This is a genomic window from Citreimonas salinaria (genome assembly GCF_900107235.1).
In the GTDB taxonomy this organism is placed as follows: Bacteria; Pseudomonadota; Alphaproteobacteria; order Rhodobacterales; family Rhodobacteraceae; genus Citreimonas; species Citreimonas salinaria.
In genome coordinates, this window is sequence record NZ_FNPF01000025.1 from 1 (window position 1) to 25,819 (window position 25,819).

Sequence of the window (25,819 nt, forward strand, 5' to 3'; positions counted from 1 at the left end):
CTTCCGCCCGGAGGTCCTGCCGCGACGGCGCGACCGCCCGCTCCACCGTCCGCAGGCTGACGGCGATGCCCTTCTCGACAGCCAACCCCTGGTGCGCAACGTCCGCGCCGTGATCTCGCCGACATCATATTTTTACGCCAGGCGGTCTCGCATGATGTCGATGAGATAATCGATGTGGTGCCGGTCTTGCCATGGTCGCGGCGTGCCTCCCAGTCCGGAACTAGCCTTTTTAGATACTATTCCAGAGCATGCCGCGTCAGATACAGCGCCGGATATGCGGCTTCGGGATCGTCCAGATGATCGAGCCCAGAATCGATACTTCGGAGGGTCATCTGACTTCGAGCCATACCTGGCGGCCCGCGCTGGCGAGCAATATGTTCTGGATGAGCTTCAAAAGCCTGTTCGGGTCCGCCCAGGCTTTCTCGACAGCAGCTAAAATACTGCGAAGCCATGCGTCAGAGGGGACTGTCAGAGGCGACGATCTCCGGCCGCACTCTTGCGCTTGAGCAGGCTTGCGATGTCAAGAAGGGCAGAAACCGGCTCGGCAATTATAAGGCCAATCTCCCTGCCGAAGCCTGCAATCATATTCTTGATTTGTATGGGCCCCGCACGGGCGCGGCCGAACAAGTATTGAAAGCCCTTGAAGCCGCTTGTCGATCGGGCCAGGACCGTGGTTTCCCGAAAGACTCACCCGGTCTCAGCATCAGGATACGACGGCCGGATCGGGGACACGTTCGACATCGGACCGTGCAACATCGTCCTGCGAGGTGACCGCGCCTATCTCTGCTGGTAGCCGAAGAATGCCGGCTCGAAGCGCGTCGAAGTATCGATCATGCATGAACTCGCTGAAGAACTCCAGCGGCACAATCTGCATCCGGTTGCATTTCTCACGACGAAGAAGGGCATGCCGTTTGCGTCTTCCAGCGCGCTCGTCAACCGGAACCGCAAATGGATCATCGGAGCGGAATTGTCGCGGGAGATCGTGGGGCCTGACGGCACGAAGGAACTGAAAGCGACGCGGTCCCAGCACGGCATCCGCAAGCGCGCCGCTCATGAGCTCGTGGAAGCCGGCGCATCGGTGTACGAGATCGCGGCACATCTTTTGCATTCGGACGCCAAGTCCTCAGTTCCTTACACCCGGGATTTCAATCGTGCGAAGCTCGTCGAAAGCGGTTTCGATCGCGTCGAGCAGACGCGGCTGGACCAAAGAGTACGAGCAGCGTCCAGCAGTGGCACATTTGCCAACAAACACGCCGCAGTTTCAGACGGTAAGGTGGGTAAGTGGCAGGCATTCCGGGTGAGACTTCGAACTCCCTGCTCGATGATTTGGCGCGTTGGGAGGCCTACTTTTCATCCGACCGACAGGCTAAAAAATGAAGGGGGACACGCGCAGATTGTGATGATTGGCTATGCACGTCGCCCTCCCTGTCGCGAAGCCGCGCTTAGATTTCGTCACGAGTACGAACGCAATGAGCATAAGGACGTTCGTTCATAGCGAACGAGGTTAGCCTGCCGACCATCGCGAAAAGCGGAGATTTCACCCAAGTTCAGCAGATCACGGTGCAAAAATTCCTATATCGAACGCCACTACGCATATCACCCTGCCGGTGAATGCTAAGCTCGGGAAAGCCAAAAGCGCAAAACCGACAGAATAAAAAACAAACACAAAATACACAGCCAAGCGCGAAGTGTTCCGATTCTGAACGGTGTAGAAGCTCCTCAAGACATCAATCTTGATCTGACTATCATCATCCCTTTTGAGTGCGTCAGAAGCAGTTTTGAGGCTCTTTTCTCGATCCAACCAAGGCGCTCGCTGGAGGAAAGACGTCGCCACTCGTGGCCTTCGCGAACGTATGGTCGCAAACATAGATCGCAAATTTAGAGCAGACACATTATCGATTGTTTCCACCACATACTCATTGATATCACGCGCACGCTTGACAATGCTGGGGGCGCATATCTTGTAAACGATTGTACCGATACCAAGAAGCAAAAGGCCTAAATAGGTTAGGTTAAGACGCGTTGAAAAGTCCATCCAAGGGGAGCAACGACCTTGCTCAGACTGCTGTTCAAGTAGACCTCCCAGACCTCCGAGATATTCCCCAATTTGTGCGTGATAGAGGATCATGTATCCAACGAATGGTGTGCTCATTGTGATCGCGGCGGGTACACTCTGACCAAACCCCCGCAACTGATGCCAATTAAACGTTCGGAAGCGCCAAGCCTCCGGCTCCCACCTCTCGCCGTCTTCTGACAGTTTACCTGACAAAATGAATCACCCCGCGCCAGATATTTTCAAAGTTCGGTTTTGGTGCGTATAGAAATCACCCACAGTAATCTCAGGAACATCCAGCTCAGGCGCAATCATTGAGGTAGCAATAATCATTTGATTTTCAGACGCTGCCGCAGAGGATTTCTCATGGAGCAATCTCTGAAAATTCCTACTGCGTTCAGGCTCCATTCCCTTATCTTCAATGGTGTCCATCAGAAGAAATCGAGGGTGTGAAAATGAACTTTGGTTGGCAGCAGCCACGGCGAACGACGCAATAAAGCTGTTTCGCAAGTACACCATGGAACTAGCGGAGAAAAATGACTCACCATTGACGTTTATCCGGTCTCCGTCGAAGTCAAAGTTAACTGAGTCAGCATTCACAAACGTTGACTGCCTCTCCAAATCCCTCCTCAAGAAATCCAATACCTCCAGTTCTATTGCGCGCCTAGCTAAGGATATCTGGCTTCGATCACGTTTTTCTGATGTTTCTATTATAGCTTTCACATGATCTATTTTCTTCTGTAGATCATCCCGCTGCTGCTGTGCTTCCTTTAGTTCTGCGACAACGGACTTGCGCGCTGCGAGCTCCTCCAGCTCTCTCTGCGCGTACCCGGCCTCTCTATTCAATGACCTCAGTTTGGTTCGCAGTTCAGTCGTAGGAGTGCGTAGTGAAACGGTGTAGTGGCGACCGGCTTGCTCCCACAGTTCAGTGAGCTTTACGAGCTCCGCCTTCAAATCCGAGATACGCCTCTGGCGATCTGTTTGAAGGTCCAACGAGCTTTGTTTTTGTCGAGCGTATTCGTTGATCAGTCGAAGCGCTCTTTCTTTAACTTGACTTTTTTCTGAAGCTTGCTTGCACAGTGAACACGCGCCCTCAACTTCAGTACCCTCAACGGGTGCAAAACAAGCGGGACAAAACTCAAAGCTGAGAGCGTTCAACTCATCCAAAACCATTTTGGATTCGTGTAACGCATCCAGCTTCTTAGTAAGCCACGATATAAACTCATCAGAGTCCGCCGCTTCCAACTCAAGGTAGTCGAGCTTTTCTCTCGTTTCACCAATCTCAGCTTGAAGCGATCGTACTCGCGCATAAGTCTCTTTCTGGTCATTAAGGGAAAGTCTGTCTTCGAACTGAGCAGAAAACACTTCTTCTTCAATGGCCTCAATCTGTTTATTCAGAGCATCAAGCTCGCGTTGCAACCGAACATATTCTTGTTGAACCCATTCTTCAGTTAAGGGGTGGCCATCACGCCCATGCATCCGGGTCAAGGCGGCGATCCGTGAGATCACATCCTTTATTTGAGCTTCATAGGCTTTAAGGTTCAACTTGGCCGCATAGTAGTCTTCGCTAAATGCGCCCAGAAGGAGGTGCCCGACGGCTTGTCTCGTTATCGCATCATCAAATGGCTGGTTACGAAACAGCTTCTCAACTGAGCTCAGTTGGTCAGAGTAAAGCAATCTTAGTACTTGGTTCATAGTGATTTTGGTATTCGCCTCCCCATATTGGACTTCTGGCAGCCCTAGGAGACGAAACATCACTTGTGAGAAGCTTTCGGATTTCCCTCTTCGAAAGGAATATCGTTCCCAACCGGTGCCGCTGCTATTTAGCGCATCACCAGACGGTCCGAAGAATATCCTCATTGGCTGAGAAGCCTTTTGCTCAACATCCCGTTGGAGCGTTACATCTCTGCCATTGAGCTTGACACCTACTGTAACCGTGTCGCAAAGGAGCGCAGATTCACGCCACTGATGCTCAAGCAGATCACCACCCAACCCGTAAAAAATGAAATCCATGATCGTAGATTTGCCGGAGCTATTCTCTCCGCGAATAATGTTCAGACCAGCATGATATCTCTCCGAATAAACCTCCCGCCCTCGGCGAAAAATGGTCAAGTCGGAAACCTGCAAATTCGGCCTAAACAACGTCATAGGTGTATTCCCCCAATCCAGTACGCGCCAAGATACCGTCTGCGCCCAGTTCGTCGATCTTTGGAAGCGTAACAGCAAGAAACTCGACCAAGTCAGGCGCCTTTGCAGAAGCATTTCGCACAGAGCTCTTCAATTGCTTTGGTACGCGTTCCTCATTTAGAATCAGTCGTTCAGACGCAACGGAATCGGCATCTATCATTCCCGCTCCAGCCAATGCGCTGACAGCGGTAGCTTGGATCATCTCCATTCTTTCAAAAACCAGTCTGGAGCTTGGTATGTTATCATACCCTGACTTTGGATATTTTTTAAGAAGCGCATTGCGCTTCCGGGCAAACCCCTCGATGTCCCTTGGCGCCCTGACATCCTTGAGTGACCAAGGAAAGCAAAAGAAAAAGTCCGCCGCTCTGATTGAACGGTAGCCAAGCGACTGGCCCTCGGAAGCCGTCAAAAGAACCAGAAATCTGAAGAAGGTGTGGTAAGGATCGTATGCCGGCGTGTATGCGAGAGAAAACATCAGCTCCACCTTACATAGCATCGATCAGCGAGCCAGTAGATCATTCCTCGGATGTGCGCGTGATTTATGGTGAAGTGCTCAAAGCCAGAGCCCATATCTTTTAACGTTGGTTGAATGATGCGCTCCTCAATGATCTCATCTACCTTCTGTCGATCAAGCGATGAAACATGAGGAACAATATGATTCTCAAACACATCGTTAATACGGGCCAAAAAGAGCGCGAATATCTTCTGAGCCGAGGGGTAGTGCTGCATCTTTACAAGAAGCTTTGCAAAGAGCTCCTTCTTCATTTGAGCGCTTTCCAATTGGTCTTCGCGCTCAGCATCTTTCAGTTTCTCTTGAAGTCCAACTAGCTTGGCTGAACTGCGTCTGTCCTGAAACATTTGAAGATCGTCGATGAACCCCTCGACGCAGGCGTTGCCTTGTGAGATTTCTTTATCAAGGCGATCAAGAAGCCCCGGGACTTGCGAAAACTCTGTCAACTCGGCGCCTCTTCTACACTTGGTGGCACAAGGGTTTCCTCTACCACTTCTGGCTGTGCACGCAGCATATGGTACCCATGGGTGTTTGCAAGGATTGCATTGCCCTAAAGAGAGCAGCGATCTTCCAGTGGCTACTCTTGCGAAGAGCAGCATGACGGCGAGCACGCCTCGACCCATGAGTGTCGCCTGTGCAGTGAGGCCTCTTCTGTACGTGCACCCCCTACGTGCCAGGCCGTCGTTAGCTCGGTCGCAGTGTGTGCAACGGGCCTCCGCACCGCCAACTTCCGACGCTCGGAAGACACCCATTGCTCGCCCCTATGGGAAGCGAAACTAGAGGCTCGTCCCCCTCGACAATCTCGAGAAGTTCTTCCCGTAGCCACTGCATCGGCAACTTCAACGCGACGAGGATGAAGGGACCGCTCCGCGCTCTTCCAGAACGTGATTCGGTCTGTGATTTCGGAAGAACTGCGCAAGCAACTGCGGGATATCTCAGTGAATCAGAATTTTTTTTCGTGTCACTTATTCTTGCCGTGGAAATCTAAGATATTGGAAACGTACAACTCAGATTGGCAACGTTGTCCGAATAACTGACGATGTGCTAAATTAAGAATTGGGAGCCAAAACAGGTGCTTGCCCTTCGAGCCAGCGCCTCATTAGATAAGCGAAGTATGCAGGCAGGAGGTTCGCATGTTTATTAATCTTTCCGAGTTTGAAGATACACCCGAACAGCAGCTTTCCCAAAAGCGGCACGCCCGCCAAGGATCGTTCGAGATTGACACGGAGAATTATCAGGCTCTGCTCGATGATCCCTCTCTCGATCCAGAATTCAGGAGGCAGTTTCTAGAAGCGCTGTGGAGCATCATCGTCTCTCTCGTTGAACTGGGGTTTGGCGTACATCCAGCGGACACCATAGAAAACACCACGCCCCAAGCGGACAATTTCACCGAGCTTGGAGGGTAAAATGGGACAAGAAAAATTGACCGAGACACTTGCGCTGATATATTGCCGGGTATCGTCCCACAAACAGACGGTTCAAGGCCATGGGCTTAAGAGTCAAGAAGCTCGCTGTCGTGAGTTTGCTCATAGTAAAGGATATCAAGTTGTAGCCGTTTTTTTCGATGATATTTCCGGAAGCTCCCTTGTGCGGCCCGGCATGACGCAGCTAATTAGCCACGTAAACAATGACAAATCGGCATCTTATGTCGTCCTAATTGACGACATCTCTAGGCTTGCGCGGGGACTAGAGGCCCACCTCGCGATGCGTGCTAGCCTGCAAGGGGCCGGAGCGAGGTTGGAAAGCCCAAGCGTTTCCTTCGGCGACGACTCTGATGCGGTCTTAGTTGAGAATCTTCTCGCATCAGTGTCGCAACATCATCGCCAAAAGAATAGCGAGCAGACTCACAACAGGATGCGCGGACGTTTGCTTAACGGCTATTGGCCGTTTCGCGCACCAACTGGCTACCGAGCTGTTTCCCAAAAGGGCTTTGGCAAAGTTTTGATAGCCGATGAAGTGGAGGGGCCTGTCATCCGGGAAGCTCTTGAGGGGTTCGCGACAGGTAGACTGAAGTCACAGGCTGAGGTAACGCGGTTTCTGAACTCCCACCCAGTGTTCGAGAGAAGCAAAGCCGCCCGCTTCAAACAGGATCATATAAAAGCTATTTTATCTAACTTTTTATACGCTGGCTTGGTAGGTCGGGAGGAGTGGGGCGTGGATATTCGTCAGGGAAATCACGAAGCACTGATTTCCGTTGAGATGTACGATCGAATCCAAAAGAGGCTGACTGAAAGTGCATATGGCTCAGTTAGGATTGATGCGAGCGAAGATTTTCCTTTACGCGGCTTTGTAGAGTGTGGGGAATGTGGAGGTCTGCTGACTGCCTGCTGGTCTAGAAGCAAGACAGGCCGCCGGTACCCATATTACTATTGCCGCAAATCTGGCTGTGCTATGAAGTATCGCCACATCTCGAAAACAAATCTTGAGAAGCAGTTCATAGCCCTTATGAAATCCATCGAACCGGAGGCAAGAGTAATGGAAGTCGCTGCGCGGATGTTCAGCGACGCATGGGAGGCACGCAAGCGGTGTATGTCCTCAGCCCGAGGGGAGCTAAGGAAGCGTCTTACTACAGTCCAACAGGACATCGAGAGGTTCCTTAGGCAGATCGTAGAGACCGAGAACCTAGCGGTCAGGAACGCCTACGAACGAAAGATCACAGACTTGGAGTGTGAGAAGCTTCGGATCGAAGATCGTGTTCAAAGAATCGCAGTTCCAAAACTGCCATTTGAGAAAGCGTTCGAACTCTCCATGGCTCTTTTGGCAAGCCCTTCAAAAATATGGAAAAAGGGTGATCATGCGGCCCGCATAGCGGTCCTCAGGCTCGCGTTTCAGGGCCCGCTTCAGTTTACGTCCGAAACAGGGTTTCAAACCCCGCAAACGGCCTTTCCTTACAAAGCCTTAGCAGACGCGACAGGCGCTGATGGGAAAATGGCAGCCCGTAGGGGAATCGAACCCCTCTTTCCAGGTTGAAAACCTGGCGTCCTAACCGATAGACGAACGGGCCAAACCGTCAGTGAGCGCGTTCTAGAAAATACGCCGGGGGCTTGCAAGCGAAAAATCCCGATTTCTTGCCGCCGCGCAGCACATTCCCAAGTCAGCGATTTTTTCAGGCTTTTCCAGCCAGTTACGCGGGTATAGCAGCATCGTCGACGCAAAGCTGCACGGTTCTGCGGCCGTTCCACTCGTTGATGTCGAGCTTGCCGGCCAAGTGGAAGCGCGCGCCGCCGTGATTCATCATCGCGGAGCCGAGCGGGCCGTCCATCGCGCCGAAGCAGATCGCATCGAGTCGCGTGCCAAGACCGTCGTCGGCGGTCACCTTCAGGTGCCCCTGCCCCACCACTTTCGCATACGCGATCCGCAGATCGGCGAAGGCGAAGCGCGGCGCCGGCGAGCCTTGGCCGAAAGGCCCGGCGCGCTCCAGCGCCTCGACCAGGTCAATCTGCGCCGCGCCCGCCATCAGCATTCCGTCAAGCCGCAGGTCGGCGGCACCGCCTTCGCCCGCGCCCTGGCGGCCCAACAGGTCCGTCAGCCGCACCATGGCTTCCTCGATCCGGTCGCGCGCCACGGTCAGACCCGCGGCCATGCGGTGCCCGCCGCCCTTGATCAGCAGCCCCTCGGCCGCGAGCTTCTGTATGCTGGCACCCAGATCGACACCGGCCACCGAGCGGCCCGAGCCCTTGCCCTCGTCCCCGTCGAGGCCGATCACGATGGCTGGTCGGTTTGTCAATTCCTTCAGGCGCGCGGCAACGATGCCGACCACGCCGGGATGCCAGCCCTCGCCGCCCGCCCAGACCAACGGCGCATCGAGGCCGCGTTCCTCGGCCTGAGCCAGCGCGGCGGCGCGCACGGTGGCCTCGATCTCGCGCCGCTCGGCGTTGAGTTCCTCGAGCCGCTCTGCCATGGCCCGCGCCTCGTGCGGGTTGCGGCAGGCGAGCAGGCGTGCGCCCAGGTCGGCGCGGCCGACGCGGCCGCCTGCGTTGACGCGCGGGCCCAGCACGTAGCCAAGGTGGTAGGCCCCCGGCGCGGTGACGAGCCGCGCGCTGTCGCTCAACGCCACCAGCCCCGGCCGTTCGCGCCGCGCCATGACCTTGAGACCCTGCTGGACCAGCGCACGGTTCACGCCCTTCAGGGGCGCCACGTCGGCCACGGTTGCCAATGCCACGAGGTCCAGCATGTCCATCAAGTCGGGGCCGCGGCAGCCGGCCTCGCGCAGCTGGCGGCCGACCTCGACCAGCATCAGGAACACGACCGCCGCCGCACAGAGATGCGCCAGGGCGCCATCCTCGTCCTGACGGTTGGGGTTCACCACGGCTACGCAATCCGGCAGCGTCTCGCCGCCCAAGTGGTGGTCGAGCACCACCACGTCGGCACCCTGCGCGGCCGCGATCGGGCCGTGGGACAGCGTGCCGCAATCGACGCAGACGATCAGGTCGTGAGTTCCCGCGAGTTCGGCCATCGCCGGCTCGTTCGGGCCGTACCCCTCGTCGATCCGGTCGGGAATGTAGAGCGTCGCCTGCCGCCCCATCTGGCGCAGCCAGTCGATCAGGAGCGCCGCAGACGCACCGCCATCGACATCGTAATCGGCGAAAATCGCGATGCGTTCGTTGCGGTCCACGGCCTGCAGGAACCGCGTTGCCGCGACCTCCATGTCGCGCAGCGAGCGCGGATCGGGCAGCAAGTCGCGCAGACGCGGGTTCAGGTAGTTCTCGGCCACGTCGGGAAGCACGCCCAGGCGCGATAGCACCATCGCCAGCCCGGGCGCGTAACCGCCGCGCTGGCGCAGCGACTCGGCCTGGCGCTCGACCTCGGCCGAGGGGCCGACCCAGCGCCGGCCGCTCAGGCTCTTGGCGACGCCGAGATACCCCAAGGCGTGCGCTCCCTCGACGGTTTCAGGCCTTGACCGGATTGCGATAGGTCATGCGGCGGACCGAGCCGGTCTTCGAACGCATAAGCAGCGTCTCGGTGGTCAGCCAGCCGACCTCGCGCTTGATCCCCGGCAGGAGCGAGCCGCCGGTCACGCCAGTCGCGGCGAAGATCACGTTGTCGGTGACCATCTCGTCGCGGGTGTAGACCTTGTCGAGGTCGGTGATCCCGGCCTTGGCGGCGCGGCCCTTCTCGTCGTCGTTGCGGAACAGCAGGCGACCCCACATCTGGCCGCCCATGCATTTCAGCGCGGCCGCGGCCAGCACGCCTTCGGGCGCGCCGCCGGATCCCATGTACATGTCGATCCCGGTCACCTGAGGCTCGGCGCAGTGCATGACGCCCGCGACGTCGCCGTCGGTGATCAGGCGAATGGAAGCGCCTGTTTCTCGTACCTCGGCGATCATGGATTCGTGGCGCGGACGCTCGAGGATGCAGACGGTGATGTCCCGCGGTGCGGCGCCGCGCGCCTTCGCAAGCGCGGCCACCCGTTCGGCCGGGGCCATGTCCAGCGTGACCACGTCCACGGGGTAACCCGGGCCGATGGCCAGCTTTTCCATGTAGACGTCGGGCGCGTGCAGCATCGAGCCGCGCGGCCCCATCGCGATGACGGTCAGCGCGTTGGGCATGTCCTTGGCCGTCAGCGTGGTACCTTCGAGCGGGTCCAGCGCGATGTCCACCCCAGGACCGTTGCCGCTTCCGACTTCCTCGCCGATGTACAGCATCGGCGCCTCGTCGCGCTCGCCCTCGCCGATCACGACCGTGCCCTTGATGTCGAGCTTGTTGAGCTGCTCGCGCATGGCATTGACCGCCGCCTGGTCGGCGGATTTCTCATCCCCCCGACCGACCCAGTCGGCACTGGCGATTGCGGCCTGCTCGGCCACGCGGGCCAGGCCCAGCGACAGCATGCGGTCATTGAAATCGGGGGTGCTCATGGGTCGTCCTCGCAATCGGTTTGTTACCGTCTATCCCGGGGCCGCGGCGGGGGGCAAGGCTGGTGGCGCCAACGGTCCGCATGGCCAGCAGCCGAAGGCCCCGCAGGGGCGTGGTCTCAGACCTCCTCGATCCGCAGCACGACCGGCGGCCGGGCCACCACGCCGGTCTGCAACATGCCCTCGATCGACGCGTCGAGCGCGGCGCGCGTGGTCTTGTGCGTGACGATCAGCACCGGCGCTGTGTCGGCGACGTGGTCGTACTGGCGCATCCGGTTGATCGAGACGCCCGCGTCGCCGAGGGCGGTCGCCACCTTGGCCAGCGCACCGGGTTTGTCCAGCAGCGCGAGGCGCAGGTAGTAGGGCGCCGGCGTCGCCACCTTGGCGGGTCGCGCCTGCGCCAGCCGCGCGGCCGGCTGCCCGAAAGTCGAGATGCGCAGCCCGCGCGCAATGTCCATGACGTCGCCGATCACCGCGCTGGCGGTGGGGCCTTCGCCCGCGCCGGCGCCTCGCAGCACGACCTGACCAACCTGATCGCCCTCGATCACCACCATGTTCGTGCCGCCCTGGAGCTGGCCCAGCGGCGAGGTCGCGGGCACGAGGCACGGCGCCATCGACTGTTCCAGCCCCCGGCCGGTCATGCGCGCCACGCCCAGCAACTTGATCTTGTAACCCATGTCGGCGGCCTGCCGGATGTCGTCGATGCTGACCGCGCCGATGCCCTCCAGCTCGACCGATGCGAAGTCGACCTGCGTGCCGAAGGCGATCGCCGACAGGATCGCGAGCTTGTGGGCGGCATCAATGCCGCCCACGTCGAGGTCGGGGTCGGCCTCGAGATAACCGAGCGCGTCGGCCTCGGCGAAGGCGGCATCGTATGACAACCCGCCATCCTCCATCCGCGTCAGGATATAGTTGCAGGTCCCGTTCATCACGCCCATCACCCGGGTGATCTCGTTCCCGGCCAGCCCCTCGGTCAGGGCCTTCACCACGGGGATGCCGCCGGCGACCGCGGCCTCGAACCGCAGCACGGTGCCAGCCTTCTCGGCCTGCATCGCCAATGCTTGGCCGTTATGGGCCAGCATCGCCTTGTTCGCCGTCACGACGTCCTTGCCCGCCGCGATCGCCGCCTCGGTCGCGGCCTTGGCCGGCCCGTCGCTGCCGCCCATCAGCTCGACCAGGATGTCCACGTCGTCGCGCGTTGCCAACGTGACGGGATCGTCCTCCCACGCGTAGTCGCCCATCGGCACGCCGCGGTCCTTGTCGCGGTTGCGCGCCGAGACGGCCGTTATAACGATCTCGCGCCCGGTGCGCTCGGCCAGAAGGGCGGCTTTCTGGCGGACGATCTTGACGACGCCGGCGCCGACCGTGCCAAGCCCGGCAATGCCGAGACGCAGGGGAGGAGTGGACATGAGGCGGGGCTCCTTGGGCGAGGGGATGGACGCGCTTTCCGTTATCGCCAAGTGCTGCTAGGTGCAACGCCCCGCGCCTTCCGCAGCGGCAATGAAAGCCTCAGCGCGCGCGCAATTCCTCGGCCCGTTTGCGAAGGCGGGCCAGCCGCTCAGCGTCGATCTCGACGCTCGCCGGGGCACCGGCTCCTGTTGCGCCGTCCTGCAGGCGCTCGGCGCGGCTCAGGATCCGGGCCGCCTCGCCGGGTTCGATCCGCGTCGCGGTATCGGCGGCCAGCACGTCGATCGGCAGGAACTCGGGATAGGGCGCGCGGGCCACGGCCGGATCCTGAACCGCGTCGAGCGCGGGGAACTGGGTGCAGGACCACAGCGGCAGGCAAAGCAGCATGGCGGGAAGCGCGCGCATCATGGATGCGGTTGTGCCGCATGGCGGCGGCGTGGGCAAGCGGCCCGCTTGATCTGAACGCTCGTTCAGTTATCGTGGCTGCATGGCAAGGACGCAGGGCAGCCACTCGGACATCACCGGCCCGCGGGTGCGCGAGGCCGCGTTGCGGCTGTTCGCGCGCCACGGCTATGCTGCGGTGTCGATGCGGCGCATCGCTGCCGAGGTCGGCGTGCAGGCCGGCGCGCTCTACAATTACACGCCGGACAAGCAGACGCTGCTGTTCTCGCTGCTGCAGGGCCACATGGCCGAGCTTCTGGACGCGCTGGACGCGGCGCAGCAGAGCGGCCCGGCGCTGGCGCGGCTGGAACGCTTCGTGCACTTTCACATCGGCTTTCACCTGAACCGGCCGGACGCGGTCTTCATCTCTTACATGGAGTTGCGCAACCTCGAGCCTGCGCATTTCCAGGTGATCGAGGGGCTGCGCCGCACGTACGAGGACCGGCTCGAGGATATCCTTCGCGCCGGCCGGGCCGAGGGCGTGTTCGACATGGCCGACACCAAGATCGCCACGCTGGGCCTGATCGCCATGCTGACGGGCGTCACGACATGGTATCGCCCCGGCGGGCGGCTGTCGGCCGACGAGGTCGCCGGCGTCTACTGGGATATGGTACGGCGGGCCGTCGCCGCGTGAGGCCGTCTCATTTCGTCGTCTGCACGGATTCGAGGTATTCCAGCAGCGCCACCAGCTTGCGCGGGGTTGGCGTCTGCCGCCCGTCGCCGGAATCGAACGGCACCAGGTCGCCCTCGAGAAGCTCGCCGAAGGCGGGCATGCCGTGGGGCACGGTACCGCGCGCATAGCCGTCGATCATCGACATGACCTCGGCCCGCGGCATGGTGCCACCGTTACGCGCGGCAATCTGCGTAAGGTCCGCCGGCGCCGGGTCGAGATTTGCCGCCATCGGGCCATTGCCCGTGGCGTCCGCACCGTGGCACGCCGCACAATGCTGCATGTAGAGCGCCCGGCCATCCTGCGGTCCGGGCATGTCCTCTTCGGTGCAGGCGCCCAGTGCCAAGGCCGCCCCCATGATGATCCAGGTCGCGCGCATCGTTCGGTCCTTTCCTGTTCGGCCATGTCCGTGGTGGCGCGGCGACGCGCGTTGCGCAAGACGTTTTCGCCGCCCGGCGCGTGCCGATCCGAGGCCTGTTGCAGCGCACCAATGGTCCCGCGGAAAGGCCAGCCCGCATGGGCGGAATCCGGCCGGTCTGGGCAGAGGCGCAGACGGGTCTGCCGGCGCTGCTTAATGCTTTGTTATCCAGTTCCGTGCATCACTGGGAGCATAAATCCAAGGCGCGAAAAAAGGCGCTCGAGCAGTGAACAAAGCCAGACAGACGAACCTGTTCCTCGTGGGGCGGGACCAGGACAGATGTGCCGCCATCAGCGAAACCGTCGCCGACGAGTCGCCCAACATCCGGTTGTGGCGGTTCCGCTGTATCGTGGACGCGGGAGGCGCCCTGCTGCGCTGCCGGCCCAGCGCGATCCCTGACGCGGTGGTGCTGGCCGATCCCTTCGACGACTGGGTGCGCACCCGGCTTTGGGAATGCGTGGCGGCGCGGCGCGAGTTGATCGCCGTTCCCGTCTTCGCCTTTGCCGGGACCGAACTGGAACGGCGGCGCGCGGCGCAACGGCCGATGCGTGCCGTCGACTGGAGAGAGCTTTCCGAGCCGACTGGGACCGAAGGCTTCGCCCCCTGCGCCCGCGCGATTCTCGACGCCATAGGATACGCATCCGATGCGACGCTGCGAGACGCGGCGCACAGGCACGCCAACGCTCCGATCGCGATGCGGGCCTGGCAGTAACCCGTCGACGGGCGGCGTCAGTCTATCGCGACCAGCCGGCCCGATTCCAGCCGGACCCGGCGGTCCATCCGCGCGGCAAGCTCGAGGTTGTGCGTGGCGATCAGCGCCGACAGGCCGGTGTCGCGCACCAGCCGCATCAGCGCGTCGAACACGCGGTCCGAGGTTTCGGGATCGAGATTCCCCGTCGGCTCGTCCGCCAGCAGCACGCGCGGCGAATTGGCCATGGCGCGACAGAAGGCGACGCGCTGCTGCTCGCCCCCTGACAGCGCGGCGGGGCGATGATGCGCGCGCTCGGCCACGCCAACCGAGCCCAGCAGCGCCATCGCCCGCTCCTCGGCCTGCCGACGCGGCGTGCCGTTGGCAAGCTGCGGCAGGGTGATGTTCTCCAGCGCGCTGAATTCGGGCAGCAGGTGGTGGAACTGGTAGACGAAGCCCAGCGCGCCGCGCCGGATCGCGGTGCGGCGGCGGTCGGGCAGCGCGCCCACGTCCTCGCCGCCGATCTCGACGCGTCCGGCATCTGGCTTGTCCAGCAGCCCGGCGATGTGCAGCAGCGTCGACTTGCCCGCGCCCGAGGGCGCGACCATGGCTACGACCTCGCCGCGCACCAGAGTGAGGTCGGCACCACGCAGCACGTGGACCTCGTTCGGCGCGCCGGGGTTGTAGACCTTCTCGATGCCGGTCAGGCGCAGGACGGGATCACTCATAGCGCAGCGCCTCGACCGGGTTGAGCCGCGCTGCACGGCGGGCGGGGAAGATCGTCACGACGAAAGACAGTCCCAGCGACAGGGCGACAGCCGACAGCACGTCGCGCAGCTGCAATTCCGCCGGCAGCGCATAGATGCCGCGGATCGCCGGGTCCCAGACGCCGCCGCCGGACAGCCAATTTACCGTCGCGAAGATCGGGTCGATGTAGATCGCGAAGAGGCAGCCCAGGACGACGCCGGCCGCCGTTCCGATGATCCCGGTGAACGAACCGCAGATGAAGAACACGCGCAGCACCGCGCCCTCGGTCAGGCCCATGGTGCGCAGGATGCCGATGTCGCGGCCCTTGTTCTTGACCAGCATGATCAGCCCCGAGACGATGTTCATCGCGGCGATCAGGACCAGCACCGACAGGATCACGAACATCACGTTGTCCTCGATCTCGAGCGCGCGCAGGAAGCCGCCCGAGGATTCCTGCCAAGTCCAGGTGAAGGCGTTCTGCCCGGCCGCCTGCGCGATGGCAGGCGCGTAGCGATCCACGGCCTCGGGGTCCTCGACGGTTACCTCGAGCTCGTCCGCGACGCCTTCGCGGTTGAAGTAGAGCTGCGCCTCGTCGAAGGGCATATAGGCGCGGGTGCGGTCGATGTCGTAGCGCCCGGCGGTGAAGATGTAGGCGACGTCGTAGGCCTTGACGCGCGGGCTGACGCCGAACGCGGTCCGGACCCCGTCGGGCGAGATCAGCCGCACGCTGTCGCCCACTTCGACGCCCAACTCGCGCGCCACGCCCGAGCCGAGCGCGATGCCAACGGTCTCGGGCGCGTCCGCGGTCCCTGCCGGGCGACCGAAGGCGGAAAGGTCGCCGCGCGACGTCTCGGGGTCGGCGATACGCGGGATCTCGGCCAGCGCCTCGGGAGTGATGCCGAACACCTCGACTCCCGAATTGCGGCCGCCCGCCGTGGCCATGACCTGCCCCTTGACCAGCGGCGTCACCCGGGAGACGCCGGGCACCGCACGCACCCGCTCGGCCATGGCGTCGTAGTCCGCGATCGTGCGCACCGTATGGCCGGCTTCGTTGACCCGCTGGCTGTGGAAAACGGTGACATGCGCGTTGGCGCCGACGATGGTGTCGACGAACTCGGTCCGGAACCCCGAGCGAACCGCCAGCGTTGCGATCAGCGCGAACACGGCAAGCGTGATGCCGACGAGGCTGATCCAGGTCATCACCGACACTCCACCCTCGGCCCGCCTGGCCCGCAGGTAGCGCCAGGCTATCATCCACTCGTAGGGGGCGAAGGGGGGTGGCGATCCGGTCATGCGGCCTCGGGGTAATATCGGCGGGTCAAGATCGGCGCGACCCTGCCCCGCGCCCGGAACGGGGTCAAGCATGCCCCGGCGGACATTCGGGCAAACGTGCCCCGGCGGACAAGGAAGGATCGGACGATGAAGATACTGGTGATCGGCGCAAGCCGTGGCATCGGGCGGGCCTGCGTGCAGGCAGCGCTTGCCGCAGGGCACGAGGTGCGCGCATTTTCCCGCAGCGCCGGCGAGATGACGCCCCTGCCGGGGCTGGAGCCTTGGCCGGGCGACGCCACCAAGGCCGCCGATCTTGCCCCTGCGCTGGAGGGGGTCGACGCGGTGGTGCAGGCGCTGGGGATCAAGGCGGACCTGTCGATGATGTGGCGCGAGATCACGCTGTTTTCGGACTCGACGGCCGCGCTGGTGCCGCTGATGGAAGCGCACGGGCCCGACCGGCTGATCTGCGTCACCGGCATCGGCTCGGGCGACTCCTTCAATGCACTCAGCACGGTCGAGAAGATCGGGCACAGCGTGGTCTTCTCGAAGGTCTACGGTGACAAGACCCGACAGGAGGAGATCGTGAAACGCTCGTCCCTGCGCTGGACGCTGGTGCGCCCGACGATCCTGACGTCGAACGCGCGCAGCGGCCGCTACAAGGTGCTGGTCGATCCCGCGAGCTGGCGCATGGGCGTGATAAGCCGCGCCGATGTGGCCGACTACGTGGTCCGGGCGCTGGACGACGTGTCCACGGTGCACACGGCGCCTGTCCTGGCGCGCTGACGCTTTCATCGCGGCGCGGGGTGCGCTAAGCCTGACGCCATGACCGGACCGCGTTATCCCGACCTGATCGCCCGCCTGCCCGAAACCGTGCCCTTCGTCGGGCCCGAGGTGCAGGAGCGTGCCATGGGCCAGCTCTTTCGCGCGCGCCTCGGCGCGAACGAAAGCGCCTTCGGCCCGTCGCCGTTCGCCATCGACGCGATGCAGGACGCGGCGGCCGATGTCTGGATGTATTCCGACCCGTCCAGCTTCGACCTGAAGAACGCGCTGTCCGCGCGCATGGGCTGCACCCCCGAGAACATCGTGCTGGCCGACGGCATCGACGGGCTTCTGGGGAACTGCGTGCGCCTGCTGGTGACCGAGGGCGACGCGGTCGTCACGTCCGACGGCGCCTACCCGACCTTCAACTACCACGTCACCGGGTTCGGCGGCACGCTGCACAAGGTGCCCTATCGCGACGACGTGGAGGACATCGACGCGCTGCTGGCCCGTGCGGCCGAGGTCGACGCGAAGCTGGTCTACCTGTCCAACCCCGACAACCCGATGGGATCGTGGCACCCCGGCGCCCGCATCGAGAGCGCGCTGAACCGCCTGCCCGACGGCTGCGTGCTGGCGCTGGACGAGGCTTATATCGAGTTCGCGCCCGAGGGCACAGCGCCCCGGATCGACCCGCAGGACCCGCGCGTGATCCGTTTCCGCACCTTCTCGAAGGGCTACGGCATGGCTGGCGCGCGCGTGGGGTATGCCGTGGGCGAGTGGAACTTCATCAAGGCGTTCGACAAGGTCCGCAACCACTTCGCCATGAGCCGTATCTCGCAGGCGGGGGTTCTGGCTGCGCTCGAGGATGACCTGTGGCTGCGCGAGGTCGTCCGCAAGACCGCCGAGGCGCGCGAGCGCATCGCCACCATCGCGGGCGACCACGGCCTGAGCACCCTGCCCTCGGCCACGAACTTCGTCGCCGTCGATTGCGGCCGCGACGGTGCTTTCGCCCGCGCGGTGCTGGACGCCCTGATCACGCGCGGAGTCTTCGTGCGCATGCCGGGGGTCGCCCCGCTCGATCGCTGCATCCGCGTGACGGCGGGCAAACCGGACGATCTGGACGTGTTGGCCGAGGTCCTGCCCGAGGCGCTGGCCGCCGCTCAGGGGACATCCGAAGGCGGTTGACAGGCGCGCGGCTTGTCCCCGTGCTTTAACCGAATCTAAGTCCGTTTCCCCGAAGTTGACCGCATGGGGTCGCGGAACCGAGCGATGCTGCCCCGGTTATCACCCTGATCGGGCGCGTGCGCGCCGCCGCGGACGGAGCGAGAGATGGACGACGGTCACTTCAAGCGGGTCGAGGATTACACCAACGCGAACCTGGTCCTCATCCTGATGAACCTGATGTGGATCTTCGGTGTGATCTGGACCTATTGGGGGTTGTTTCCGGTCGTCGTGCTTGGCTTCACCCTGAACCATCTCATTACTCGCGCGGGCGTGGTGCGGGCGCGGCGGTTGTTGGAAAACGCGCCCAGGCCGGTCGGCATCGACCTTGGCGACGGCGGTGTCTAAGGGCGGCGTTTAGGAGGACGCCCCAGCTGGGCACCGGCACGGCGGGACAGGCGCGAAAACGCACCGCTTCGCATTAGTTTCGCCTGCTGCCGCCATTGCGGCGCACATTCAACCTTGCGGCGCCGGCGATACCAGCGCCTCGGCGGCGGCTGCGACCCCGCCGGCCTGGTGCGGGATGTCCAGCGCCTTCAGGCCGGCCTCGACCACGCCCAGCAGGCCCAGGATCATGTGCGCGTTCACATGTCCCATGTGCCCGAAACGGAAGAAGCCGGTGCCCTTCGGGTCATCCGGCTCGCTCATCCCGAGCCCGATGCCCAGCGTCACGCCGCACTCGCGCGCCGTCCATTCGCGCAGCCGCGCGCCCAGCGGCGCGCCCAGCCGCATTGCGGTTACCGCGTGGCTGCGATGCGCCCGGTCGGCGATGTTCAGCGTCAGCGGCCCGCCCTGTCCCCAGCATTCGGCGGCGGCCCATATCCCCCGCGCCAACGTCGCGTGCCGGGTCCAGACCGCCTCAATTCCCTCGGCCCGGATCATGTCGAGCGATGCGCGCAATCCGTAGACGTGGTGGGTGGGCGCGGTGCCGCCGAAATACTGGTAGAACATCTCGGGGTTCGCCCGCGGCGACCAGTCCCAGTAGCGCGACACGCGCGGCATCGCCCGGCGCACTGCATCCGCGCGATCGTTGAAGAAGACGAAGCCCAGCCCCGGCGGGACCATCAGCCCCTTCTGCGAGCCGGTGACCATCACGTCGGCGCCCCAGGAATCCATCTCGAACCGGTCGCAGGCGAGGCTCGCGATGCAGTCGGCCATCAGCAGTGCGGGGTGGCCAAGCTCGTCCAGCACGGCGCGCAGCGCGGCAATGTCCGACCGGACCGAACTGGACGTGTCCACGTGCACGGCCAGCACTGCCTTGATGCGCTGGCCCTTGTCCGCGGCCAGCGCAGCGCGCACCCGTTCGGCGTCGACGGGAGCCTGCCGGCCATGGTCGAGGATCTGGGTTTCGATTCCCATGGCCTGCGCCATCTCGCCCCAGCCGTGACCGAAGCGCCCGGTCGCCGCGATCAGCACCGCCTGTCCGGGCTGCACGGTGTTGGCCAGCGCCGCTTCCCACGCGCCGTGACCGTTGGCGATGTACATCGCCACGTGACCGTCGGTGCGCGCAACGTATTTCAGATCCGCCACCAGTTCGGGCATCATCCCGATCAGCTCGCCCTCGTAGATGTTGGGCGCGGCGCGGTGCATCGCGCGCAGCACCGCATCGGGCATGACCGAGGGACCGGGGATGGCCAGATAGGGACGGCCGTTGGCCAAGCTCATGAACTCTCTCCGAAAGATGGGGGCGCGCTAGAAAATCGCCGCTACGATAGCGGCGCCGCGCGCAGCGTCAATCGTCCCCCCGTGCTTGCCTAAGGGACACACAGCGCGTACATGCGCCCCTGATGCGGGACGCGGCAAGCGCCACACGCGGACTGGGAAGGGCCATGCGCATGCTGGCGAAACTCTGGACACGGCTGGACACGGCCGAGCGGCGCTTTCGCCGCTCCTGGGGCCGTGACATCTCGACCCCGGCCGCGCGACGCTGGGCGCAGCTGCACTATCACCTCTTCGACCATGCCTTCCTGCGGATCTTCTGGACCAATTTCTGGCCGGTCGCCCCGGGTGTCTGGCGCTCGAACCAGCCGACAACCGCACGTTTCGGCAAGTACAAGGCGATGGGGATCCGGACGGTGGTGAACCTGCGTGGCGAGGACAAGTTCGCTCATTACCTGTTCGAGAAGGAGACCTGCGCGGCGCTGGGGCTGACGCTGGTCGACGTGAAACTGTGGGCGCGCACCGCCGCGCCGCGCAAGCGCATCGTCGCGGTGATCGACGCCCTACGCGCGGCCGAGAAGCCGATGGTGTTCCACTGCAAGTCCGGAGCCGACCGGGCGGGTTTCGTGGCGGCGATGTACCAGATGGTGTTCGAGGGCATTCCGGTAACCGAGGCGCGCAAGCAGTTGGGGTTGAAATACGTGCACCTCGAGTTCACCAAGACCGGCGTGCAGGGCTATATCCTAGATACTTTCGCAGCGCGCAGGAAACTGTCCGAGATCGGGTTCGAGGAGTGGATTCGCACCGAGTACACCAGCAAGGTGATCCAGCAGGGCTTTGACGCGCGGTGGCTTCCGTCGAACACGGCCCGCGCCCTGATGTCGGGCGAAACGGCAGCGGCGCCCGCTCAAGACGACGCCGACCCGCCTCGCGGACAGCGGCGGTGATGCCCCCGGAGACGCGGCGACCGCCCCAGAGGCTGTTCCTGTGGCTGTGGCGAGGCTACCTGCGGCGTTACTGGCCCATCATGTCCGTCGCGGTGGTCTTCATGGTCATCGAGGGATCGACGGCCGGCCTTCTCAGCTACATGATGAAGCCGATGTTCGACGACGTCTTCGTCGGCGGCAGCGAGGATGCGCTGGTCTGGGTCGGGGTCGCCGTGATGGCGATCTTCACCACGCGGGCTTTGGCCGGAGTGCTTCAGAAGGTGCTGCTGAAACGGGTGTCCGAGATGTCGATGGGCGATCTGCGCCAGGACATGCTCGAACACTTCATGCGGCAGGACCCGGCATTTCATCAGGAACAGGGACCGGGCGCGCTGATCCAGCGGGTCGAAGGTGACGTGAGCGCGATCGGCAAGGTCTGGTCGACGCTGATCACCGGTGCCGGCCGGGACATGATCGCGCTTGTCTCGCTGTTCGGCGTGGCCGTGGCGATCGACTGGCGCTGGACGCTGGTCGCGCTGGTGGGCGTGCCGCTTCTGGTTATCCCGGCAATGATCCTTCAGCGCTTCGTGCGCGGCAATGCGCGCGAAGCCCGCGACATCGCCGCCCGGCTGTCCACCCGCCTGAACGAGGTGTTCCTCGGCATCATCCCCGTCAAGCTGAACGCGCTGGAACGCTACCAAGCCCGCCGTTACCGCACGCTGACCCGCGACCGGATCCGGCGCGAGACGCGATCGGCCCTGGGGCAGGCCTCGCTTCCCGGGCTGATCGACATCGTTTCGGGCCTGGGCTTCGTCGGCGTGCTGTATTACGGCGGCTCGGAAATCCTGTCGGGCGAGAAGACGGTCGGCGATTTCATGGCCTTCTTCACCGCGATCGGCCTGGCCTTCGAACCGCTGCGCCGACTGGGCGCCTTGAGCGGTGTCTGGCAGGTGGCCGCCGCCAGCATCGAGCGGATCAAGGAGATGCTCGAGACGGCGCCGCGGCTGCGGGACCCCGATAACCCGGTTCCACCACCCGAAGGGGTGCCCCCGATCATCCTGCGCGACGTGCACCTGACATATGGCACCGCGCCCGCCCTGTGCGGCGCGACGTTGCTGGCCGAGGCCGGCAAGACCACGGCGCTGGTCGGCCCCTCGGGCGCGGGCAAGTCGACGATCTTCAACCTTCTGGCCCGGCTGGTCGAGGCTGACAGCGGCGATGTCCTGATGGGCGACGTGCCGGTCGCCGCGATGCGCCTTGCGGATCTGCGCGCGCGGATCTCCGTCGTCAGCCAGGAGGCGCTGCTGTTCGACGAGACGCTGCGCGAGAACATCGTGCTGGGGCGCGAGGTTTCGGAGAAGGCGCTGAACGATGCACTGGAAGCCGCGCACGTGACGGATTTCCTTCCCCGGCTCGAAGACGGCCTCGAGACGCGCGTCGGGCCGCGCGGCTCGAACCTGTCGGGCGGGCAGCGCCAGCGCGTGGCGATCGCCCGGGCCCTGCTGCGCGACACGCCTATCCTGCTGCTGGACGAGGCAACCAGTGCGTTGGACGCGCAATCCGAGGCAGTAGTGCAGGCGGCACTGGACCGTCTCAGCGCCGGGCGCACCACGCTGGTCATCGCGCACCGGCTGGCCACGGTGCGCGGCGCCGACAAGATCGTGGTGATGGAGGGCGGCCGTGTCGTTGAGGAGGGTACGCACGAGGCCCTGATCGCACGGGAAGGGCCGTATCGCGACCTCTACCGCCTGCAATTCGAGGACGGCGCGGACCACTGATCCCGCTGGGGGTGTTTCGCGGGCGCCGGGCGGGTTATATTGATGACAAAGGGGGTGCCCATGTCAGAAGATACCCGGACGATCCTGCGCATATCCGGCCCGGAGGCGCGCGACTTCCTGCAGGGCCTTGTCACCAACGATGTGTCGCGGCTGGATGCGGGGCTGGTCTACGCGGCGCTGCTGACGCCGCAGGGCAAGTACATCGCCGATTTCTTTCTCTTCCCGGACGGCGATGCCGTGCTGCTGGACGTGGACACGGCGCTGGCCGCAGACGTTGCCAAGCGCCTCTCCATGTACAAACTGCGCTCGAAGGTCGAGATCGCCGCGACCGATCGCAAGGTGACCCGCGGTCTGGGCGCACCGCCGGAAGGCGCCTTCGCCGACCCGCGCGATCCTAGCCTTGGATGGCGCGGCTATGATGGCCAGCCCGGCGACACGGACGTCGACTGGGACGCGCTGCACGTGGCGGCCTGCGTTCCGCGCAGCGGGATCGAACTGTCGCCCGACACCTTCATTCTCGAAGCCGGGTTCGACCGCCTGTCGGGCGTGGATTTCCGCAAGGGCTGCTATGTCGGGCAGGAGGTGACCGCCCGGATGCGCCACAAGACCGAGCTGCGCAAGGGCTTCACCACCGTGGAGGTCGAGGGCGAGGCCCCTGTCGGCACCGAGATCGTCGCCGGCGACAAGCCCGCCGGCGCGCTTTTCAGCCAGGCGCAGGGGCGCGGCATCGCCTATCTGCGTTTCGACCGAGCCGGACGGGACATGCAGGCCGGACCGGCCCGCGTGCATTACCAGCCATGAGGTGGCGCACGGAAATTACCTGGCGCGACGAGGTCGAGCAGGTCTTCGGCAGCCCGATCGCCGGCGTGCGCACCCTGCCCGGAGGCGACTTGGCGGCTATCGCGCGGGTCGAGCTGGAGGATGGCACGCAGCTGGTGAGCAAGCGCGGTCCGCTCGTCGGCACCGAGGCGCGCATGCTCGAGGCGATGCGCCTGGCGGGCGCCCAGGTGGCGCGGGTCGAGCACCTGGGCGGTCGGTTGCTGTGTCTGGCGTGGGAAGACGCGGACGAGCCCGATGCGGATGGCTGGGCATCGCTTGGCGCGGCGCTGAAGACGATCCATGCCAGCACGAATTCCACCTATGGATGGATCGAGGATTACGCCTTCGGCGAGGTTCAGATCGACAACGGTCCGCGCGAAACCTGGCCCGATTTCTGGTCCGAGGCCCGGCTGCTGCCGCAGGTCCCGCACATGCCTGGGCCGCTGCGACCGCGGGTCGAGACGCTGTGCAAGGCGTTGCCCGACCGGCTGCCCGCGCATCCGGCGGCCTCGCTCCTGCATGGCGACCTGTGGGGCGGAAACGTTCTGTTCACGGCCCGCGGCGCGGTGATGATCGACCCGGCCTGCTATTACGGCCATGCCGAGGTGGACCTCGCGATGCTCGCGCTGTTCGGCACGCCCGAGCCTGCCTTCGCCGATGCCTACGGCCCCGCCGAACCGGATGCCGAGACGCGGCGGCCGATCTACCAGCTCTGGCCGGCGATGGTGCATCACCGCCTGTACGGAGAGCGTTACGCCGAGATGGTGGACCGTTTGCTTGGTGAAGCCGGCGTCTGACGTCTTGGGACCGCCGAATGCTGGGCTTGAACGATGAAAGGCCCCGGGCGCTGCCGCCAGCCCTTTGCGTTTCGGGTTGCAGCCTGACGACAACCGCCCACGGTCCTGGGACGACCGCTCCGAACCCATTTTGACGATGCTGCGGGCTACCCGAGCAGCTGCTTCGGTGGTCGAGCCCACGGCCGGCTTCGCGCTGACACTCGTCGTGTTTGCCTACACAGTTCTTTTGATCCGGGAACCGGCCCGCCCCCTGAACGGGGCGGTCGTGCTGCGCGAGATACGCGCCGTGCCGAGCACGATCCGCGACGGCGCACGGCTCGCGAGCTCGCTCCGGGCGCTCCTTCTGCTCCTCGCGATCCTGACCCTCATGCTCTTCGCCACCAATCCGGTCGAGGTGCTCTGGCCCACTATGTTGCAAGCCATGCTCGATCCAGAACGCGCTGCCGCTATGGTGGGACTTTTGACGGCAGGACATTTTCTGGCGATCGCAATGGGTGCGAGCCTCGCCGGACAGGTTGGCCGCCTGTTTGGAGGCCGTCATGCGACGTTGCTCGCGGCGGTTCTCGGGGCGCTCGTCGTTGGTCAGATCGCACTGGCCCTGCAAGGGTCGCTCATCGGTTTCATCGGAGCATTTCTGCTCTTCTCCGTTGTGTTGGGGCTGTCGGACTCGCCCGCCATAAGCATCCGGCACGCCCATGCGCCGGACAATCGCCGATCAACGATCCTGTCGGTCCAGTCTCTTCTCAAGCAATTCGGCGCAATGGCCGGCCTGCTGATCCTCGGCTGGATCGGCGAGGCCGAAGGCGTGGGCATTGCGTGGATTGCTGGGGCGGTTGGTCTCGGGGCAGCCGCAGCCCTCCCGATCCTTCTCGCGCGGCAGACAATGCGTTAGGATCAGCATGACCGGTCTGGCGACCCATGCGTAGATGCTCGCGCCGACACTGGGAGCGAAACAAGCGTGCCCTCCCACTCGATCGATAAACGGCCGCTTTGTCCCGCATAGCGGCCGTGCAAGCTGCGCCAGGGATCGCCTTGGTGACTCCCGAAGAAATCTTCGTGAACTGCTCTTCGCCATGTACCTTTAATTGGTGAGCCTGCTCACAGCTTCGGACCTCAAATCGCAACACGAAACGCAAAGGGCTGGGCGCTGCCGGGGCCTTTTCATGTCTGCGGGCGTTGTTGCACAAATCTCGCCTGAGGCGTGGCTGCCCCTTACCCCACTGACGTCATGCCGCGCGGACGATATCGGCTGTGCCGAGGGCGGTGAAGCGGTTCATAAGGGCGATGCGGATGTGGATTTCGGCGGTCTGTCGGTCGGGGTCCCTGGCCATGATGCGATCGCCGAAGGATTTCAGGAATCGCATCTTCGCCTCGATCCGGCTGCGGGCGTGGTATCCCGTCCAGCCTTTCCAGAATGCCCGTCCGTAATATCGGGTGGCGCGCAGGGTGTCGTTTCTGGCGCGTGCAGCCGGGCAGTCTTCTTTCCAAAGACGTCCGTTCCTGCGGATGGGGATGGGGATGATCGCGGTGCCCTGCCGGTCGGTGATGGCTTTGTGGCACCGGCGCGTGTCGTAGGCGCCGTCGGCGGTGACCGTTCCGATCTGCTCGTCTTCC

General features: G+C 63.4%; 26 protein-coding genes and 1 tRNA gene. 13 read left to right on the forward strand and 14 right to left on the reverse strand.

The window, feature by feature from the left end; genetic code table 11:
- The first annotated feature begins 832 nt into the window (after nucleotides 1-832).
- Entirely contained in the window at nucleotides 833-1,495 is a 663-nt protein-coding gene (locus tag BLW27_RS20945) for a hypothetical protein (protein WP_143042366.1), read from the forward strand.
- A gap of 60 nt (nucleotides 1,496-1,555) precedes the next feature.
- Here BLW27_RS20945 and BLW27_RS20950 read toward each other — a convergent pair whose 3' ends face one another.
- The 4 genes from BLW27_RS20950 to BLW27_RS20965 all read right to left on the reverse strand — a co-directional run bounded on the left by BLW27_RS20950 (nucleotide 1,556) and on the right by BLW27_RS20965 (nucleotide 5,197).
- Entirely contained in the window at nucleotides 1,556-2,152 is a 597-nt protein-coding gene (locus BLW27_RS20950; RefSeq protein WP_218141171.1) for a hypothetical protein, read from the reverse strand.
- Nucleotides 2,153-2,275: 123 nt separating this feature from the next.
- Nucleotides 2,276-4,165 carry an ATP-binding protein gene (locus tag BLW27_RS20955; protein ID WP_143042368.1) on the reverse strand — a complete coding sequence of 630 codons (1,890 nt, stop codon included), beginning with the start codon at nucleotides 4,163-4,165 and terminating at the stop codon, nucleotides 2,276-2,278.
- 22 nt (nucleotides 4,166-4,187) lie between these two features.
- The gene (locus tag BLW27_RS20960) at nucleotides 4,188-4,715 is read right to left on the reverse strand and encodes an ABC-three component system middle component 5 (protein ID WP_218141172.1); all 528 of its coding nucleotides are present in this window, start codon (nucleotides 4,713-4,715) and stop codon (nucleotides 4,188-4,190) included.
- The gene (locus tag BLW27_RS20965; RefSeq protein WP_143042370.1) at nucleotides 4,715-5,197 is read right to left on the reverse strand and encodes an ABC-three component system protein; all 483 of its coding nucleotides are present in this window, start codon (nucleotides 5,195-5,197) and stop codon (nucleotides 4,715-4,717) included. The genes BLW27_RS20960 and BLW27_RS20965 overlap by 1 nt, the downstream gene beginning before the upstream one ends.
- Nucleotides 5,198-5,884: 687 nt before the next feature.
- Here BLW27_RS20965 and BLW27_RS18980 point away from each other — a divergent pair.
- A complete protein-coding gene (locus BLW27_RS18980; RefSeq protein ID WP_089886087.1) occupies nucleotides 5,885-6,157 on the forward strand; it encodes a hypothetical protein in 273 nt (90 codons plus the stop codon).
- A gap of 1 nt (nucleotide 6,158) precedes the next feature.
- Nucleotides 6,159-7,721 (forward strand): recombinase family protein, encoded by a 1,563-nt coding sequence (locus BLW27_RS22175; protein ID WP_425429308.1) that lies wholly within the window; start codon nucleotides 6,159-6,161, stop codon nucleotides 7,719-7,721.
- On the opposite strand, the gene BLW27_RS18995 is transcribed toward BLW27_RS22175, so the two are convergent.
- The 5 genes from BLW27_RS18995 to BLW27_RS19015 form a co-directional block, all read right to left on the reverse strand.
- A tRNA-Glu gene (locus tag BLW27_RS18995) sits at nucleotides 7,681-7,755 on the reverse strand. The two genes, BLW27_RS22175 and BLW27_RS18995, sit on opposite strands and share 41 nt — an antisense overlap.
- A gap of 120 nt (nucleotides 7,756-7,875) precedes the next feature.
- Nucleotides 7,876-9,618 (reverse strand): single-stranded-DNA-specific exonuclease RecJ, encoded by a 1,743-nt coding sequence (gene recJ / locus BLW27_RS19000; protein ID WP_089886088.1) that lies wholly within the window; start codon nucleotides 9,616-9,618, stop codon nucleotides 7,876-7,878.
- Between the two features lie 22 nt (nucleotides 9,619-9,640).
- Nucleotides 9,641-10,606: a class II fructose-bisphosphatase gene (gene glpX / locus BLW27_RS19005; protein WP_089886090.1), complete on the reverse strand. Its 966-nt coding sequence runs from the start codon at nucleotides 10,604-10,606 to the stop codon at nucleotides 9,641-9,643.
- A gap of 116 nt (nucleotides 10,607-10,722) precedes the next feature.
- A complete protein-coding gene (locus tag BLW27_RS19010) occupies nucleotides 10,723-12,012 on the reverse strand; it encodes a homoserine dehydrogenase (protein WP_089886092.1) in 1,290 nt (429 codons plus the stop codon).
- Between the two features lie 100 nt (nucleotides 12,013-12,112).
- A complete protein-coding gene (locus BLW27_RS19015) occupies nucleotides 12,113-12,418 on the reverse strand; it encodes a hypothetical protein (RefSeq protein WP_089886093.1) in 306 nt (101 codons plus the stop codon).
- Between the two features lie 79 nt (nucleotides 12,419-12,497).
- Here BLW27_RS19015 and BLW27_RS19020 point away from each other — a divergent pair, with 79 nt between their 5' ends.
- Nucleotides 12,498-13,085 (forward strand): TetR/AcrR family transcriptional regulator, encoded by a 588-nt coding sequence (locus tag BLW27_RS19020; RefSeq protein WP_089886095.1) that lies wholly within the window; start codon nucleotides 12,498-12,500, stop codon nucleotides 13,083-13,085.
- 7 nt (nucleotides 13,086-13,092) lie between these two features.
- Here BLW27_RS19020 and BLW27_RS19025 read toward each other — a convergent pair whose 3' ends face one another.
- The gene (locus BLW27_RS19025; protein WP_089886097.1) at nucleotides 13,093-13,500 is read right to left on the reverse strand and encodes a c-type cytochrome; all 408 of its coding nucleotides are present in this window, start codon (nucleotides 13,498-13,500) and stop codon (nucleotides 13,093-13,095) included.
- A gap of 265 nt (nucleotides 13,501-13,765) precedes the next feature.
- Here BLW27_RS19025 and BLW27_RS19030 point away from each other — a divergent pair, with 265 nt between their 5' ends.
- Nucleotides 13,766-14,251 (forward strand): hypothetical protein, encoded by a 486-nt coding sequence (locus BLW27_RS19030; RefSeq protein ID WP_089886099.1) that lies wholly within the window; start codon nucleotides 13,766-13,768, stop codon nucleotides 14,249-14,251.
- A 17-nt stretch (nucleotides 14,252-14,268) separates the two neighbouring features.
- On the opposite strand, the gene BLW27_RS19035 is transcribed toward BLW27_RS19030, so the two are convergent.
- Together BLW27_RS19035 and BLW27_RS19040 are read right to left on the reverse strand one after the other, a co-directional pair.
- On the reverse strand, nucleotides 14,269-14,955 hold the full coding sequence (locus BLW27_RS19035) for an ABC transporter ATP-binding protein (protein ID WP_089886101.1): 687 nt from the start codon (nucleotides 14,953-14,955) through the stop codon (nucleotides 14,269-14,271).
- A complete protein-coding gene (locus BLW27_RS19040) occupies nucleotides 14,948-16,267 on the reverse strand; it encodes a lipoprotein-releasing ABC transporter permease subunit (RefSeq protein WP_089886103.1) in 1,320 nt (439 codons plus the stop codon). Before BLW27_RS19040 ends, BLW27_RS19035 begins: the two co-directional genes overlap by 8 nt.
- 126 nt (nucleotides 16,268-16,393) lie before the next feature.
- On the opposite strand from BLW27_RS19040, the gene BLW27_RS19045 reads away from it, so the two are divergent.
- The 3 genes from BLW27_RS19045 (at nucleotide 16,394) to BLW27_RS19055 (ending at nucleotide 18,574) form a co-directional block, all read left to right on the forward strand.
- Complete coding sequence (locus BLW27_RS19045; RefSeq protein ID WP_089886105.1) at nucleotides 16,394-17,029, forward strand: NAD(P)-dependent oxidoreductase; 636 nt, start codon at nucleotides 16,394-16,396, stop codon at nucleotides 17,027-17,029.
- A gap of 39 nt (nucleotides 17,030-17,068) precedes the next feature.
- Entirely contained in the window at nucleotides 17,069-18,190 is a 1,122-nt protein-coding gene (locus tag BLW27_RS19050) for a pyridoxal phosphate-dependent aminotransferase (protein WP_089886107.1), read from the forward strand.
- A 144-nt stretch (nucleotides 18,191-18,334) separates the two neighbouring features.
- Nucleotides 18,335-18,574 (forward strand): histidinol phosphate aminotransferase, encoded by a 240-nt coding sequence (locus tag BLW27_RS19055; RefSeq protein WP_177178004.1) that lies wholly within the window; start codon nucleotides 18,335-18,337, stop codon nucleotides 18,572-18,574.
- A gap of 108 nt (nucleotides 18,575-18,682) precedes the next feature.
- Here the strand turns inward: BLW27_RS19055 and BLW27_RS19060 are convergent, their stop codons facing one another.
- Nucleotides 18,683-19,891 (reverse strand): pyridoxal-phosphate-dependent aminotransferase family protein, encoded by a 1,209-nt coding sequence (locus BLW27_RS19060; protein WP_089886109.1) that lies wholly within the window; start codon nucleotides 19,889-19,891, stop codon nucleotides 18,683-18,685.
- Between the two features lie 170 nt (nucleotides 19,892-20,061).
- Between BLW27_RS19060 and BLW27_RS19065 the strand changes: the two genes are divergently transcribed.
- The 5 genes from BLW27_RS19065 to BLW27_RS19085 all read left to right on the forward strand — a co-directional run bounded on the left by BLW27_RS19065 (nucleotide 20,062) and on the right by BLW27_RS19085 (nucleotide 25,097).
- Complete coding sequence (locus BLW27_RS19065) at nucleotides 20,062-20,832, forward strand: fused DSP-PTPase phosphatase/NAD kinase-like protein (protein ID WP_089886111.1); 771 nt, start codon at nucleotides 20,062-20,064, stop codon at nucleotides 20,830-20,832.
- Nucleotides 20,832-22,589, forward strand: coding sequence for an ABC transporter ATP-binding protein (locus tag BLW27_RS19070; RefSeq protein ID WP_089886112.1), 1,758 nt, complete (start codon nucleotides 20,832-20,834; stop codon nucleotides 22,587-22,589). Before BLW27_RS19065 ends, BLW27_RS19070 begins: the two co-directional genes overlap by 1 nt.
- A gap of 60 nt (nucleotides 22,590-22,649) precedes the next feature.
- Entirely contained in the window at nucleotides 22,650-23,390 is a 741-nt protein-coding gene (ygfZ, locus tag BLW27_RS19075) for a CAF17-like 4Fe-4S cluster assembly/insertion protein YgfZ (RefSeq protein WP_089886114.1), read from the forward strand.
- The gene (locus BLW27_RS19080) at nucleotides 23,387-24,205 is read left to right on the forward strand and encodes a fructosamine kinase family protein (RefSeq protein WP_089886116.1); all 819 of its coding nucleotides are present in this window, start codon (nucleotides 23,387-23,389) and stop codon (nucleotides 24,203-24,205) included. The genes ygfZ and BLW27_RS19080 overlap by 4 nt, the downstream gene beginning before the upstream one ends.
- 166 nt (nucleotides 24,206-24,371) lie before the next feature.
- Nucleotides 24,372-25,097, forward strand: coding sequence for an MFS transporter (locus tag BLW27_RS19085; protein WP_143042371.1), 726 nt, complete (start codon nucleotides 24,372-24,374; stop codon nucleotides 25,095-25,097).
- 334 nt (nucleotides 25,098-25,431) lie between these two features.
- On the opposite strand, the gene BLW27_RS19090 is transcribed toward BLW27_RS19085, so the two are convergent.
- Nucleotides 25,432-25,819 (reverse strand): transposase (locus tag BLW27_RS19090; protein ID WP_143042372.1); only part of this gene is annotated, 388 nt, incomplete at its 5' end.